Origin of the sequence: Edwardsiella piscicida (assembly GCF_021733145.1) — a bacterium.
Classification (GTDB): Bacteria; Pseudomonadota; Gammaproteobacteria; order Enterobacterales; family Enterobacteriaceae; genus Edwardsiella; species Edwardsiella piscicida.
Genome location: NZ_CP090968.1, coordinates 1,674,929 through 1,689,841, shown reverse-complemented (window position 1 = coordinate 1,689,841; position 14,913 = coordinate 1,674,929). Strand labels below are relative to the sequence as shown.

General features: G+C 62.3%; 15 protein-coding genes. 11 read left to right on the top strand and 4 right to left on the bottom strand.

What is annotated here, in order from left to right:
* Positions 1 to 80 precede the first annotated feature (80 nt).
* Genes L1P05_RS07740 through L1P05_RS07720 form a run of 5 tightly spaced genes read left to right on the top strand, consistent with a single transcriptional unit; the run spans position 81 to position 4,842 of the window.
* The gene (locus L1P05_RS07740) at positions 81 to 1,670 is read left to right on the top strand and encodes an ABC transporter substrate-binding protein (RefSeq protein ID WP_012848431.1); all 1,590 of its coding nucleotides are present in this window, start codon (positions 81 to 83) and stop codon (positions 1,668 to 1,670) included.
* Positions 1,670 to 2,644, top strand: a complete 975-nt coding sequence (locus L1P05_RS07735) for an ABC transporter permease (protein ID WP_012848430.1) — start codon at positions 1,670 to 1,672, stop codon at positions 2,642 to 2,644. The genes L1P05_RS07740 and L1P05_RS07735 overlap by 1 nt, the downstream gene beginning before the upstream one ends.
* A complete protein-coding gene (locus L1P05_RS07730) occupies positions 2,634 to 3,446 on the top strand; it encodes an ABC transporter permease (protein WP_012848429.1) in 813 nt (270 codons plus the stop codon). The genes L1P05_RS07735 and L1P05_RS07730 overlap by 11 nt, the downstream gene beginning before the upstream one ends.
* On the top strand, positions 3,440 to 4,237 hold the full coding sequence (locus L1P05_RS07725) for an ATP-binding cassette domain-containing protein (protein WP_012848428.1): 798 nt from the start codon (positions 3,440 to 3,442) through the stop codon (positions 4,235 to 4,237). Before L1P05_RS07730 ends, L1P05_RS07725 begins: the two co-directional genes overlap by 7 nt.
* Positions 4,231 to 4,842 (top strand): ATP-binding cassette domain-containing protein, encoded by a 612-nt coding sequence (locus L1P05_RS07720; RefSeq protein WP_012848427.1) that lies wholly within the window; start codon positions 4,231 to 4,233, stop codon positions 4,840 to 4,842. Before L1P05_RS07725 ends, L1P05_RS07720 begins: the two co-directional genes overlap by 7 nt.
* A gap of 82 nt (positions 4,843 to 4,924) precedes the next feature.
* Here the strand turns inward: L1P05_RS07720 and L1P05_RS07715 are convergent, their stop codons facing one another.
* Both L1P05_RS07715 and L1P05_RS07710 read right to left on the bottom strand, forming a co-directional pair.
* Positions 4,925 to 6,208: an SLC5/6 family protein gene (locus L1P05_RS07715; RefSeq protein WP_012848426.1), complete on the bottom strand. Its 1,284-nt coding sequence runs from the start codon at positions 6,206 to 6,208 to the stop codon at positions 4,925 to 4,927.
* A 347-nt stretch (positions 6,209 to 6,555) separates the two neighbouring features.
* Entirely contained in the window at positions 6,556 to 7,212 is a 657-nt protein-coding gene (locus L1P05_RS07710; RefSeq protein WP_015461408.1) for a transglycosylase SLT domain-containing protein, read from the bottom strand.
* 166 nt (positions 7,213 to 7,378) lie between these two features.
* On the opposite strand from L1P05_RS07710, the gene ghoS reads away from it, so the two are divergent.
* Together ghoS and L1P05_RS07700 are read left to right on the top strand one after the other, a co-directional pair.
* The gene (gene ghoS, locus L1P05_RS07705) at positions 7,379 to 7,708 is read left to right on the top strand and encodes a type V toxin-antitoxin system endoribonuclease antitoxin GhoS (protein WP_012848424.1); all 330 of its coding nucleotides are present in this window, start codon (positions 7,379 to 7,381) and stop codon (positions 7,706 to 7,708) included.
* A gap of 86 nt (positions 7,709 to 7,794) precedes the next feature.
* Complete coding sequence (locus L1P05_RS07700; protein ID WP_012848423.1) at positions 7,795 to 8,667, top strand: fructosamine kinase family protein; 873 nt, start codon at positions 7,795 to 7,797, stop codon at positions 8,665 to 8,667.
* 41 nt (positions 8,668 to 8,708) lie between these two features.
* Here the strand turns inward: L1P05_RS07700 and L1P05_RS07695 are convergent, their stop codons facing one another.
* Positions 8,709 to 9,254, bottom strand: coding sequence for a YniB family protein (locus L1P05_RS07695; RefSeq protein WP_012848422.1), 546 nt, complete (start codon positions 9,252 to 9,254; stop codon positions 8,709 to 8,711).
* 189 nt (positions 9,255 to 9,443) lie between these two features.
* Here L1P05_RS07695 and hxpB point away from each other — a divergent pair, with 189 nt between their 5' ends.
* The 3 genes from hxpB (at position 9,444) to L1P05_RS07680 (ending at position 12,455) form a co-directional block, all read left to right on the top strand.
* Complete coding sequence (gene hxpB, locus L1P05_RS07690) at positions 9,444 to 10,103, top strand: hexitol phosphatase HxpB (RefSeq protein WP_012848421.1); 660 nt, start codon at positions 9,444 to 9,446, stop codon at positions 10,101 to 10,103.
* 157 nt (positions 10,104 to 10,260) lie between these two features.
* Positions 10,261 to 10,806 carry a metal-dependent hydrolase gene (locus L1P05_RS07685; RefSeq protein WP_012848420.1) on the top strand — a complete coding sequence of 182 codons (546 nt, stop codon included), beginning with the start codon at positions 10,261 to 10,263 and terminating at the stop codon, positions 10,804 to 10,806.
* 257 nt (positions 10,807 to 11,063) lie between these two features.
* On the top strand, positions 11,064 to 12,455 hold the full coding sequence (locus L1P05_RS07680; RefSeq protein ID WP_012848419.1) for an L-cystine transporter: 1,392 nt from the start codon (positions 11,064 to 11,066) through the stop codon (positions 12,453 to 12,455).
* Positions 12,456 to 12,550: 95 nt separating this feature from the next.
* Here L1P05_RS07680 and kdgR read toward each other — a convergent pair whose 3' ends face one another.
* Positions 12,551 to 13,339 carry a DNA-binding transcriptional regulator KdgR gene (gene kdgR / locus L1P05_RS07675; RefSeq protein WP_012848418.1) on the bottom strand — a complete coding sequence of 263 codons (789 nt, stop codon included), beginning with the start codon at positions 13,337 to 13,339 and terminating at the stop codon, positions 12,551 to 12,553.
* A 191-nt stretch (positions 13,340 to 13,530) separates the two neighbouring features.
* Between kdgR and L1P05_RS07670 the strand changes: the two genes are divergently transcribed.
* Positions 13,531 to 14,910, top strand: coding sequence for an MFS transporter (locus tag L1P05_RS07670; RefSeq protein ID WP_012848417.1), 1,380 nt, complete (start codon positions 13,531 to 13,533; stop codon positions 14,908 to 14,910).
* The last annotated feature ends 3 nt before the right edge of the window (positions 14,911 to 14,913 follow it).

The window sequence follows — 14,913 nt, the reverse complement described above, 5'->3', positions numbered from 1 at the left end:
TATACCCGATTCACCGTGCGCGCATGTAGCGACAGTGACGTCGCGATGATGAAATAAACAACAAAAAATCTGGGAATATAATGATGAATATCGGCCGAATTACACTACTCTCCTGCGCCCTAACGCTCGCCATGCAAGCCCCGTTGATGGCCGCCGAACCGGCAACGGCGTCCCACACCCTGAAAATGGCCATCGGCGCCGAGCCGACGGAAGGTTTTGACCCGATGCTAGGCTGGAGCCACGGCAGCTATTTCCTGCTGCACGCCCCCCTGCTGCGCCAGAACGCCGATATGAGCTGGGGCAACCTGCTGACGGAGGCCATCAGCACCAGCGACGATGGCAAAACGTGGATACTGACCCTGAAGCCGGACCTGAAGTTCTCCGATGGCTCAGCCCTGACCGCCGAAGACGTGGTCTTTACCTACAATAAGGCGGCGCAGAGCGGTGGCAAGATCGATATGGGCAACTTCAGCCAGGCACGCGCCCTGGACGATCGCCGCGTAGAGATCACCCTGAGCGCGCCGCAGAGCACCTTCGTCAACGTGCTGGGTTCTCTGGGCATCGTTCCCAGCGACAACTACAACGCGAAAACCTTCGCCAAGCAGCCCATCGGCGCCGGCCCCTATCGCTTGGTCAGCTTTCAGCCCGGTCAGCAGCTGATCGTCGAGGCCAACCCCTACTACGCAGGGAAGAAAAACGACTTCAATCGTCTGGTCTTCGTTTTCCTGGATGAAGACAATGCCTACGCCGCCGCCCAGAGCGGACAGCTCGACCTGGTGCGCATCGCGCCCTCCATGGCCGTGGCGCCCCAGCAGAAAAACCTGAAGCTGTGGGTGCGTGACAGCGTAGAAAACCGCGGTATCGTCTTCCCCATGGTACCCGCCGGTAAAAAAGACGCCGAAGGCAATCCGATCGGCAACGATATCACCGCCGACGTCGCGATCCGTCGCGCCATCAACTACGCCATCAACCGCCAGCAACTGGCCGATACGCTGATGGAGGGCCACGCTATTCCGGCCTACAGCGCCGTCCAGGGACTGCCGTGGCAAAATCCGGACATCGCCTTTAAGGATGGCGATCTCGCCAAAGCGAAAGCGATTCTGGAGCAGGCGGGATGGGTTGTGGGCAAAGACGGCGTGCGTGAAAAGAATGGCCAGGCCGCCCGTCTGACCCTGTGGTACGCCAGCGGCGACAGCACCCGTCGCGACATCGCCGAGGCCGTGCGCGCCATGCTGCAGCCGCTGGGGATCGCCATCACCCTGAAGTCCGGCAGCTGGGAAACCGTTGAGCGCCATATGCACGCCAACCCAACCCTGTTCGGCTGGGGTAGCCTGGATCCCATGGAGCTGTATCACCACTACAGCGATAAAGCCGCCGGCGTGGAGTACTACAACCCCGGCTATTACAGTAATCCGACGGTCGAACGCCATCTGCAGCAGGCGGTGGACGCCCCTGACTGGCGCAAGGCGCTGCCGTTCTGGCAGCAGGTCGAGTGGGATGGACAGCAGGGCGCCGGCGTCCAGGGCGATGCCGCCTGGGCCTGGCTGCTGAATATTCAGCACACCTATCTGGCCAATCCATGCGTCAATCTGGGTAAAGGCGCCCCGGAAATTCACGGTAGCTGGTCGCTGCTGAACAATCTGGATGACTGGACCTGGACCTGCCGTTAATGATGCGTCTGCTTGCCCCGCTGCTGCGGCTGGCTTTGCTTCTGGTGCTGGTGGCTGCCGGCACCTTTGTACTGCTCAGCTTTTCACCGGTCGATCCCATCCGAGCCTATATCGGTAACGATCTGCTGCACGTTCCGCCGCAGCAGTACGCCAAGATCGCCGCCCGCTGGGGGCTGGATCAGCCCCTGTGGCAACGCTTCGGCCATTGGTTTATGTGTCTGCTGCAGGGCGATCTGGGTTACTCCATGCTGTTTAACGCCCCGGTCGCCAGCGTGATCGGCGAGCGCTTTGCCACCTCGTTCGCCCTGCTCGCCGGCGCCTGGCTGCTGTCCGGACTCTCCGGCATCGGGCTGGGCTGCCTGGCCGGTCGCTACCTGAATCGCTGGCCCGATCGGTTGATCTGCCGCCTGAGCTACCTGCTCTCCTCCCTGCCGACCTTCTGGATTGCGCTGCTGCTGCTGGCGCTCTTTGCCGTGCACTGGCCGCTGCTGCCGGTATGCTGCGCCTGGGAGCCCGGCGGCAATGCCGCCAGCGCAGGCTGGTCCGAACGGCTGCGCCATCTGGTGCTGCCGGTCTGCGCCCTCAGCCTGCTGGGAATGGGACAAATCGCTCTGCATACCCGGGAGAAGATCGCCAGCGTCATGGCCAGCGACTTTGTCCGCTTTGCCCGCGCGCAGGGCGATCGCGGCTGGTCGCTGCTGCGTAGCCAGGTGCTGCGTCACGCGATCACCCCGGCGCTGTGCCTGCAGTTTGCCTCGCTGGGTGAGCTGCTCGGCGGCGCCCTGCTGGCGGAGAAGGTGTTTGCCTATCCCGGACTGGGGCAGGCGACGATCGACGCCGGTCTGCGCGGCGACGTTCCCCTGCTGATGGGGATCGTCCTGTTCAGTACCCTGCTGGTCTTTGTCGGCAATACCCTGTCGGCCTGGCTGATCCGCCGCATGAACCGCGCTCTGGAGCGACCCGATGCTGTATAACCCTGCCCCCACGCTGGCGCGCCTGTTTATCGCCTCATTTTTACTGCTGCTGATCGCCTGGTATGCCTATACCTCTCTGGATCAGGCGCTGGCGATCGACCTGCTGGCGCGCCATCAGCCGCCCAGCGCCCGCCACTGGTTCGGAACCGACAATATGGGGCGCGATCTGTGGCTGCGCAGCTTTCAGGGCGCCCTCACCAGCCTGCAAATCGGGATCGGCGCCGCGCTGTGCAGCGGGATGATCGCGCTCCTGATGGCGGCCCTATCCCAGCTGCACCCGCGCCTGGATACCCTGATGCGTCTGCTCACCGACACCATGCTCGCGCTGCCGCACCTGCTACTGCTGATCCTGATCTGCTTTACCCTCGGCGGCGGCAAGAGCGGCGTCATCATGGCCGTCGCCCTGACGCACTGGCCGCGCCTGGCGCTGATCCTGCGCGCCGAAGCCCAGCGCATAGCGCACAGCGACTACCTGACGCTGGCCCGCCGCCTCGGCAACGGCCCGGCCTACTGCTGGCGCCACCACTATCTGCCGGCCCTGCTGCCGCAGTGGCTCACCGGAACCCTGCTGATGTTTCCGCACGCCGTCCTGCACAGCGCGGCGCTCAGCTTCCTGGGCTTTGGCCTGGCGCCGCATGAGCCATCGCTGGGGCTACTGCTGGCCGATGCACTGCGCTTTATCAGCCACGGTAACTGGTGGCTGGTGCTGTTTCCCGGCCTGATGCTGCTGCTGCTGGTGCTGCTGTTCGATCAGTTTGCCCACGCCCTGCAGCGACTGTGGCTAAGGAGCGAGTCATGCTAAGTTTTCACAACGTCACCCTGGAGGCGGCCCACTATCGCTGGTATGGCGCCCGTCGCTGGTCTCCTCTGCTACAGGGAATCACCCTCGATGTCGCCCCCGGTGAGCTGGTGGCGCTGGTCGGCGGCAGCGGCGAAGGCAAGAGCCTGCTACTGCAGTGCGCTCTCGATCTGCTACCCGCCAATCTGCGCAGCCACGGCACGCTGAGTCTGGATGGAAAGCCGCTCTCCGCCGACGGTCGCCGCCGTCTGCGCGGCCATACCCTGTGCTATGTACCGCAGGGCGTCTCTGCGCTCAATCCGCTGCTCAATATTGAGCGACATCTGCAGCGGACCCGCCATCTGGCCGGCCAGCATTGGGACGCCGAGCAGGCCAGCGCGGTGCTACGCCAAAGCCATCTTGATCCGGCCACGGTGATGCACAGCTACCCGCGTCAGCTCTCCGGCGGTATGGCCAAGCGCGTACTGGCCTGTCACGCCTCCCTCAGCCACGCCCGCTATATCCTGGCCGACGAAATCACCGCCTGGCTGGATGCGGCGCTGGCGCATCAGCTACTACGCCAGCTGCGGCGCCTGTGTGAGCAAGGCTGCGGCATTCTGTGGGTCACCCACGATCTGATGCTGGCGGCACAGCACGCCGATCGCATCGTCGCCCTGCACCAGGGCCAGGTTAGCGACAGCGTCAGCCGCGCGCAGCTGCAGCGCGGCGAAATCAGCGAGCGACTCATGCGCCAGTGGCAGGCGCTGCCGGAGCGCGGCGCCCTATTCCCGGATCTGGAGCGTTCCCTATGCTGATCTGCCAGGATTTAACCGTTCACCAGGGGGGGAAATGCCTGTGGCAGGCGCTGAACCTCAGCCTAGCGCCCGGAGAGCGTCTGGGGATCAGCGCGCCGAGCGGCTTTGGCAAAACCACCCTGGGGCGGGTGTTGGCCGGATGGCAAAAAGCGGCCAGCGGGACGCTCCTAGTTGACGGGGCGCCGCTGCCGCGGCGCGGCTACTGCCCGGTACAGCTGGTTCCCCAGCATCCGGAGCTCACCTTTAACCCCTGGCGCAGCACCGGCGACGCCCTGCACGATGCCTGGCATCCCGATGCGACCGCGCTGGCGCGGCTGCATATCCAGCCCCACTGGCTACAGCGAAAGCCGGGCCAACTGTCCGGCGGCGAGCTGGCCCGCATCGCCCTGCTGCGGGCGCTGGACCCGCGCACCCGCTACCTGATAGCCGATGAGATCACCGCGCAGCTGGATCCGGCGATTCAGCGCGATATCTGGCGCTATCTGCTGCAGGAGAGCCAGAGCCGTCCGCTGGGGATGCTCATCTTCAGCCATCAGCAGGCGTTGCTGGAGCAGGTCTGTACCCGGATCATCACGCTGCCGCCGCCAGCGACGACAACGGCCTAGCCGCATCGACGCGCTGCCGATAACACAACGCCCGCGTAATGCGGGCGTTGTGCTTTCTGACCTCGGCGTGCTGAGCCCGGCGTTACAGCAGGCTGTACACCAGCGCGGAGAGCGCGATCAGCCCCATCAACAGCACAAAGGGGTTACTGAGTGAGCGGTACTTGCGCATCGCGGGAATGCGATGAATGGCGTACATGGGCAAAATAAACAGGATCACCGCAATCAGCGGCCCGCTGACCGTCTCAATAATGTGCAGCGCGTTCGGGTTTTGATAGGTCACCAGCCAGGTCACGAGAAACAGCACGATCGCCGCAATACGGTTCGTCACCTGAGAGGAGACAGAGCGCCCCACGCTGCGAAATACGCCGTCGATCAGGCTGGTGGCCCCTTCCGTTACCCCCAGCGAGGTGCCCAGATAGGACTTGGACATCGCGAGGATCGCCATCACCGGCCCCAGATAGGCAATCATCGGGTTAGAGAAACGGTTAGCCAGGCTCGACAACACGGTAATATTCTGCTCCCTCGCGGCCAGCATATCCGCGTGGGATAGGCTCATCACGCAGCTGAAGACGAAGAACAGAATGCTGACGCAGATCATAATGTAGCTGTAGCGCATAATGCGCGCACAGCGGCGCTCCGCCTGCTCACCGTACAGCTGACGCTGACTGGAGGCAAACGAGGAGATGATCGGTGCATGGCTAAACGAGAACACCATCACCGGCACCGCCAGCCATAGCGAACGCCACAGCGCGGGATCGCGCAGCGGGGTCTGTCCTAGCCCGGAAAAGAAATGCGCAGGCTGCCAGTACGGGATCAGGTACAGCGAAATCCCCATTAAAAACAAGATCAGCGGGAATACCAGCACCCCCATGGCGGCCACGATGGTCTCGCGCCCCGTGCGCAGAACCAGCGCCAGCAGGGCGACCACGCCAAAGCTCAGCCACAGACGCGGCGGCGGCGTCAAATGAAACTGATTGATCAAAAAGCTCTCCAGCGCATTGGCAATGGAGATGCTGTAAACCAGCACGATAGGGAAAAATGCCAGTAAATACAGCACCATGATTCCCTTGCCTGCCAGCGTGCCAAAGTGCTCTTCTACCACATCGGTAATATCGCCATCGCGACGGCTGCCGGACAGCACCAGGCGGCACAGCGCCCGATGGGGTAAGTAGGTCAACGGGTAAGCCAGCAGCGCCATCAGGATCAGCACCAGCGGCCCGTTCAGGCCAGCGTTGATCGGTAAAAACAGCGTCCCCGCCCCCACGGCGGTGGCATACAGTCCAAACATCCAGACAGTATCGTTTTTATTCCAGCGGGACAGCCGCGTACCGGCGTTTTGCCCGACATCAGTGGAAAGTACGGTCATTAATTCGTCATACCTTGTTTATACGGACGATAGGCTCATGCAGACATCCTGTTCTGCCCGGAACACTGCCCCCTGCCGACGCGGCATTACCTTGGTAGCAGGCGTGTTATCCCAGCGGCATTGACACAGCAAATGCGGAGGTAATACGACGATGAGCGAAGGGTGGCAGAATAAGTGCGGGTGCAATGATATAAAATTTTGCGTGAGAAGTCACAAAAAGCAGGTTTTATAGCATAAAAAACCACCACCCGAGGAAACCCAAACGGTTTCCTCGGGGGTTCAGGGGGGATGACTGTGGTTAACCTACTACCGAACCGGGGCTAACCACAGTCAGGACTGAGCCTGAATTAACGCGCCATTGCCAGATAGGCGGTATTGACTTTCCACAGATAGCGCGGCGCCTGAGCGGCCGGGTGGCGCTTCTGAATATATTGGTAAAACTGCTTTGGCGTCATACGGTTAATTTTAGCAATTGCCGTATCGCGATCGCGGGAGAAGGTCCGCAGCATCGCGCCGGCCCCGTTGGCATAGGCCACGATCATCGCATAACGCATGGTCTCGGGATTGGTGATCCCGGCCAGCTGCTGGTTTTTCAAAATATTCAGATAGGCGGTACCCAGGTCGATATTGACCGCCGGATCCTTCAGCTCGCGGGTGGTCGGCTGACCGTAGCGCCCTTTCTTGCGATAGGCGTCACGCCCGGCGGTCGAGGGTTTCAGCTGCATCAGACCGATCGCGTTGGAACTGCTCACCGCCCGGGGATCGCCGCCCGACTCCACCTGAATGATCGCCTTGATCAGGGTCTCATCCACATTGTAGGTATTGGCCGCGCTGCGGATATAGGTCGAGAACTCACCGTCATCCGCCAGATCCATATCGGCCGAATCGCGTAAAAACCCCCCGCTATGCTGATTAAGCGTTACCTTGGCTGGCGCCGGCGTATGCTGTTTGGCACATCCGGCCAGCAGCAGCACTGCCAACATACAACCGAGTCGAATCTTCACCGTTACGGCACCTCTACTTTTTTTGCGTAAAAATTGAATTGGGGAATGGTGCCAGAAAAAAAAGGGGCGTGGCTAGCTGATTTTTACGCTTTGTTGCTCCTTTCACCTTTTTGCACACATTTTTAGTCTATTCTTGAGGTGATTCGCAGATCCTCTGAGGTATGCCATGAGTCAATCCACTGTTGCCTGCTATATCGTCCGCTTTACGGCGCTGCCCAACGACGACGCGGCGCGCGCCGCGCTGCGGCACGCGTTGCAGCATGCCGGTTTCGCCACCACGGTGGCCGATGCCGACGGTATTCCCCATCGTCTCGCGACCGACTGCTATGCCCTGACCAGCGTGCAGGAAAAGTCAGACGTCGAACGTCTGGCGCAGGCGCTGGGACAGCAGGCGCTGGGGCAGATGCCCCAGGCGGAGGCACTGCTGTGCGATGAATACTTTACGGCGCTGCGTCAGGCCCGGGCGACGACCCGCGGTCACTGCCATAACGCCTGAACGCACCACACCGTCCGGTTATCCTGGCGCCGCGCCGCTCGCTAGCGCGGTCAATCGTCTCTCTGCTCACGTCGAGGGGGTAAACCATGTGGCAAGCCGTAAGCCGTCTGTTAACCAGCCATTTCAACCAAACCTTCACACTGCGTGAGCGTCAGGAGCTCCCCGGCGGGGCCGTGCACCGGGCCTGGCGGATCGGCGACGGAGAGCGCAGCGTGTTCGTCAAATGCGATACGCCCGACGTCCTGCACAGCTTTCAGGCCGAGGCCGACCAGCTGGCGCTGCTGGCGCGCAGCGGCACGGTGCAAACGCCGGCGGTCTACGGCGTCGGCAGTACCCGCGACGCCAGCTTTTTGCTGCTAGAGTATCTGCCGGTGCGCCCGCTCGATGCCCACCATGCCTACCTACTGGGACAGCAGCTGGCGCGCTTGCACCGCTGGAGCGAACAGCCACAGTTTGGCCTGGATACGGATAACCTGCTGGCGACATCGCCCCAGCCCAACGCCTGGCAGCGGCGCTGGGCCACCTTTTTTGCCGAGCAGCGCATCGGATGGCAGCTGCAGCTGGCGGCCGAGAAAGGGATCACCTTTGGCAATATTGATGAGATTGTCGAACGCGTGCGCCGTCGCCTGCAGGACCACCAGCCGCAGCCGTCGCTGCTGCACGGCGATCTGTGGCCGGACAACATGGGACTCAGCGCGAAGGGACCGGTGCTGTTTGACCCCGCCTGCTACTGGGGCGACCGCGAATGCGATCTGGCGATGCTGCCGCTCTCGCCACAGCTGCCGCCGCAGATTTACGATGGCTACCAGAGCGTCTGGCCGCTGCCCGCCGACTTTATCGCCCGCCAGCCGCTCTATCAGCTCTACCATCGGCTGAATCAGTGCAACCTGTACGGCGGATCGCACCTAGCGCAGACTGAAAAAGCGATCGAGGCACTGGGACACGAGACGCCGGCATAGCATCCCACCGACGCGCCCGGTCAACGCCGGGCGCGATCGGGCTATACCATCCCCAGCAGATGCAGCGCCAGATAGCCGAGCGCCAGAACAATCAGCGGCAGCAGGTAGAGCGGAAAGATCTGCAGCAGAATGGTATGACGCGGGATCACGATGCGCTGCTCCAGCTGGGCGCGGGTCTGCCCCGTCTCCCCTTTGGCCCGTTCGAGGATCAGGTGATCCTCCAGCCCCTCGCGGATATGGCGAACCTGGCGCCCCATGCGCGCGCCGGAGGTGCACAGCGCCATACCGACAAAAATCATCCAGTAAATCACTAAAAACAGTAGATTGGCGCCGCTCAGCCCCGCGTCCCAGCGCGGCAACGGCGAGTGCTGCCAGAAAAAATCCAAAAACGTCGTATTAAAACGCACCATGTCGATCATGACATGCATAAAATCCAACATTACCGCATTGATACCCTGCTGCTTTTCACTGTGCTGGTACAGAAAGCCCAGCAGCGAAATCAGCGTCGACAGCAACGCGGGAATGAACACTATCCAGCCCAAAACACGCTTGGCGACCGCCACCCAGCCGGCCTGTTGATAGGTCATAAACTCCCCTTAACACTCTGCGAATTCTCAATAAACGTGCGCAGTCTACGTGCCCGCGTCCGGCGACGCAATCCATCCCCTGCGCGATATGGACATTACCATTCCCGCCACATCATCTGCTTAAACAAAAGCATAGTGAATGATACAGTAACCGTCCTGACTTTCTGTCTGTCACCGCAAGGAGCCCTCATGAGTACCGGACGTATTACCAGCGCCATTTTCGACATGGATGGACTATTGATCGATTCAGAACCGCTGTGGCTGCGCGGTGAGCTGGAGGTGTTCAGTCAGCTAGGGCTGAACGTACATGACGATGTACCGGAAACCCTGGGGCTGCGCATCGACCAGGTCGTGCGGATATGGTATCTGCGCCAGCCTTGGCAAGGTCCCAGCCAGCAGGTGGTCTGCCAGCGCATTCTCGATCGGGTGCTGGAGCTGGTGCGGGAGACCCGTCCGCTGCTGCCGGGCGTCGTCAGCGCGCTGCAGCTGTGTCGCGCTCAGGATCTGCGCATCGGGTTAGCCTCGGCCTCCCCCCTCGCAATGCTGCGGGAGGTGCTCTCCATGTTCCAGCTGGAGGCGTACTTCGACCATCTGACCTCGGCCGAACACCTGCCGTACAGTAAGCCGCATCCCGAGGTCTACCTGCGCGCGGCGCAGGCGCTGGGCAGCGATCCGCTGGACTGCGTGACCCTAGAGGACTCCTTTAATGGCATGATCGCCACCAAGGCGGCGCGCATGCGCTCCATCGTCGTCCCCGCCGCCGCCTGTTTTGACGATCCGCGCTGGGCGCTCGCCGACGTGAAGCTGGCCTCGCTGACCCAGCTGACAGGGCGCGATCTGCAGCCCTAACCCCCCGCGCGGCACGGGGCCGTACAGAACCGCACAGAAAGGCCCCGTTTCTGTATATTTATACAGCAAACGCGCGAGGGTGACGCTGTCACCTATTGCAGAATTGTCTGACTGATATAATCTGGATAAATCCACAGTATTCAGATTAGGCACTATCATGACGGCGGAAGGCCACCTTCTCTTTTCTGTCGCCTGCATTATCATGGCGAAAAAGGCCGAGCTGACGCCGGTACTGGCGCACGGCGACTGGTGGCATATGATCCCAGGCGCCCTGCTGACCAGCCTGCTACCGGACATCGACCATCCCCGCTCACTGCTCGGCCAGCGTCTGCGCTGGATTTCCGCGCCGATAGCCCGAGCGTTCGGGCACCGGGGATTCACCCACAGCCTGCTGGCCGTCGCCGGCGCGCTTTACCTGCTCAACAATGAATGGCCCAGCGACGCCTGGGGGATCCCGGCTGACGCCCTGCAGGCCATGATCATCGGCTATCTCAGCCACCTGCTGGCCGACATGCTCACCCCGGCCGGCGTGCCGCTGCTGTGGCCGATCCGCTGGCGCTTTCGCCTGCCGCTGCTGGTCACCCGCCAGGGCAACCAGCTCGAACGGGTGCTGTGTCTGGCGCTGGTGGGGTTCTCTCTCTACTGGCAAGGCAGCCTGATGCCGCTGATGGAATGGCTGCGCCATCACTCCACCTATTGGTAACGCCAGCCGCCCCGACGTAAACCGCAGCACGCGCACCGTCACACTGCGCGCGGCGCGCTGCAGAATATTCCGAAAATATTGTTATATTTAATTCCATTTGATTCTAAATCAGGACGTCAGAGTCCTGATATTCTGTCGCGCATAATGGCGGCATCGCAGGTTGTCGCCCATAACAATGACCATCACGGGTCAGCCCTTTACCGCTGGCGCGCCACGGCGCCGGGGGAGGATGCCCCGAGACTGAAGAGGATTTTGGGATGAATCTACCGCTTATTGGCAACGTTATTGCATTTGTCGCCCTGCTACTGCTGCTGGCTCGCTCGCGCCACACCCGCTGGAGTCTGTCGAAAAAGGTCTTGGTGGGGTTGGTTATCGGGGTACTGTTCGGCCTGGCGCTGCAGCTGATCTATGGCGCCGACAGCCCGGTGCTGAAACACTCGATCGCGTGGTTCAATATCGTCGGTAACGGCTATGTTCAACTGCTGCAAATGATCGTGATGCCGCTGGTTTTCGTCTCGATCCTCAGCGCCGTGGTGAAGCTCCACAATGCCGCGTCGCTGGGCAAGATCAGCCTGCTGGCCATCGGTACCCTGCTGTTGACGACCCTGATCGCCGCGCTGGTTGGCGTTGGCGTGACCGACCTGTTCGGCCTGACCGCCGACGGACTGGTTCAAGGGGGCCAGGAGAGTGCCCGACTGCAGGTGATCCAGGGCAGCTATGCCGGTAAGGTCGCCGATCTAACGGTGCCGCAGCTGATCCTCTCCTTTATTCCGAAAAACCCCTTTGCGGAGCTGACCGGCGCCAATCCCACCTCGATCATCAGCGTGGTGATCTTTGCCGCCATTCTCGGCTGTGCGGCGCTGCAGCTGCTCAAAGACGACGCCGAACGGGGCCCGCGGGTCGTACAGGGCATCGATACCCTGCAGGCGCTGGTGATGAAGCTGGTGCGTCAGGTGATGAAGCTAACGCCTTACGGGGTGCTGGCGCTGATGACCAAAGTCGTCGCCAGCTCTAACCTGCAGGATATCATTAAGCTGGGCGGCTTTGTCGTCGCCTCCTACCTGGGGCTGGCGATCATGTTCGCGGTCCACGCGCTGATCCTCTCGCTGGTCGGGATTAACCCGCTGCGCTTTTTCCGCAAGGTGTGGCCGGTACTGACCTTTGCCTTTACCAGCCGCTCCAGCGCTGCCAGTATTCCGCTCAACGTCGAGGCGCAGACGCGCCGCATCGGCATTCCCGACGCCATCGCCAGCTTCTCCGCCTCGTTCGGCGCCACTATTGGCCAGAACGGCTGCGCCGGGCTCTACCCCGCCATGCTGGCGGTGATGGTCGCCCCCACCGTCGGGATCAACCCATTTGACCCGATCTGGATCGCCACGCTGGTCGGGGTGGTTACCATCAGCTCTGCCGGGGTCGCCGGCGTGGGCGGAGGTGCGACTTTTGCCGCGCTGATCGTTCTGCCGGCGATGGGGCTGCCGGTCACGCTGGTTGCGCTGCTGATCTCCGTTGAACCGCTGATCGATATGGGGCGAACCGCCCTCAACGTCAACGGCGCCATGACCGCCGGCGCCGTTACCAGCCAGCTGCTACGCCAGACCAACCGCCGGATCTTTGACGCGCCGGAGGAGGCCGACCTCTCCCGCCACTGACCCCCATCCCACCCGTGACCATACGACAGCGGGGGCCATCGGCCCCCGCGCTTTCGATGCTCCGCTGACGCGCGGGGCGCCGGATGTCGGCGCGATCAGAACGGATAGTCGTGACAGCCCATCTGTTCCGAGATCCGCCGTGCTGCGCTGTGCAGCATCGCCACGTACTCCTGCTTCGCCGCCTCTGAAAAGCGCAGCGTCGGGAACGAAATGCTTAACCCCGCCACGACCACGCCAAAGCGATCGAATACCGGCACGGCGATGCAGCGTAGTCCCTCCTCCTGCTCTTCGTTGTCTTCGCCATAGCCCTGGGCGCGTACCTGCTCCAGCGCCTGCATCAGCTGCGCGGCGTCGGCGATGGTACGCGGGGTGCTGCGGGTAAATTCAATCTGGCTGACCAGCGCCTCGACCTCGGCGCGATCGCGCCAGGCCAGCAGCACCTTGCCGATGGCGGTGCTGTGCAGCGGATTGCGACGTCCGATGCGGGAATACATGCGCAGGTTGTACATCGAGTCAATCTTGTGGATATACACGATGCCGTCTTCGTCCAGCGCCCCCAGGTGGATAGTCTCTTTCGTCAGACGCGACAGCTCACGCATTTCAATGTCTGCCAGACGGATCAGATCCACGTTTTGTAGCGCGTGAGCCCCCAGCTCGAACAGCTTCAGCGTCAGGGTATACTTTTCAGTCCCGCTGTCCTGCGCCACATAGCCCAGCGACTTCATGGTCTGCAGAAAACGGTAGACGGTGCTCTTGGACATCAGCACGCGCTGGGAGAGCTCAGTGATACCGATTTCGCGCTCCTCGCTCAGCGCCTGCAGAATGCCAAAAACTTTAAGGACAGAGGAAACGGCGTCGGGCTGTTTATCTATTTCTGTTGTCATGGAGTCGGGTTACCCTTATCAAAAAAAACGAACCTCTGTTTCAGTATAGTAGGAACACTCCCCGAATAACAGTCGGATACGTCGCTGCAACCGCGTGACAATCAAGGTGATGCAAAGATTGCCAGCGCGCGCTTTTGCGCGCACAGTGAGATCCATCATAAAAACCGACTGTATCCACGGAAACGCTCGCTATGACTCCAAGCCTCAGTGACGGGCTGCCGCTGCGTCAGCGCTACAGCGCCATGCTGGCCATCGCGCTGGGTATCGCCATTGCCGTGCTGGATGGCGCTATCGCTAACGTCGCGCTGCCGAGCATCGCCCGCGATCTGCACGCCAGCGCGGCGGATGCCATCTGGATCGTCAACGCGTACCAGCTTGCGGTGACAGTGTCACTCCTTTCGCTGGCGGCCCTGGGCGAACGCATTGGCTATCGGCGCATCTTTCTCAGCGGCTGCCTGCTGTTCAGTCTGACCTCACTGACCTGCGCCCTCTCCGACTCCCTGCTGACCCTGACCCTCTCCCGGGTGCTGCAGGGGTTTGCCGCCGCCGCGCTGATGAGCGTCAATACCGCCCTGATACGCCTGATCTATCCCCAGCATCAGCTGGGACGCGGCATGGGATTAAACGCACTGGTGGTCGCCGTCTCCTCCGCCGCCGGCCCGACGATCGCCGCCGCCGTGCTGGCCCTGGGCGACTGGCCGTGGCTGTTTGCCATCAATATCCCCTTCGGCCTGGCTGCCTGGCTGATTGGCCGACGCACGCTGCCACGCAATCCGCCTGCCGCGGCTCGCCCTCCCTTCGATCGCCAGAGCGCCCTGCTCAACGCCCTGACCTTCGGCCTGCTGCTCTCCCTGATCAGCGGGCTGGCGCAGCATCAGTCTCCCGCGCTGCTGTGGCTGGAGCTGGCCGCCCTGCTGTGCAGCGCGACGCTGCTGATCCGGCGCGAACGTCGCCAGCCGCAGCCGCTGCTGCCGATCGATCTGATGCGCATTCCCATTTTTGCCCTCTCCATCGCCACCTCCATCTGCTCCTTCTGCGCGCAAATGCTGGCGCTGGTCTCACTGCCGTTCTTTCTACAGCGTACGCTGGGGTATGGCGAGGTGGCGACCGGCCTGCTGCTGACGCCCTGGCCGCTGGCCACCATGGTGATGGCCCCCCTCGCGGGACGCCTGGTTGAGCGATGCAATGCGGGTCTGCTGGGCTGCATGGGTATGGCGCTCACCGGCGTGGGTCTGCTGGCGCTAGCGCTGCTGCCGGCCCAGCCGGACAGTGCGGCAATTATCTGGCGTATGGCGCTGTGCGGCGCCGGCTTTGGCCTGTTTCAATCGCCAAACAACCACACCATGATCGCCGCGGCGCCGCGTCAGCGCAGCGGGGGCGCCAGCGGCATGCTGGGCACCGCCCGCCTGTTTGGCCAAACCTTGGGTGCCGCGCTGGTCGCGCTGATGTTTAACTGGCTGGGGGATGACGGGGGAACCCACGGCGCCCTGCTGCTGGGCGCCGCCTGCGCCGCGCTGGCCGCGGTTGTCAGCATGATGCGCACCCGCGGGCTCGCCCACGCAGAGCGCTAAGCG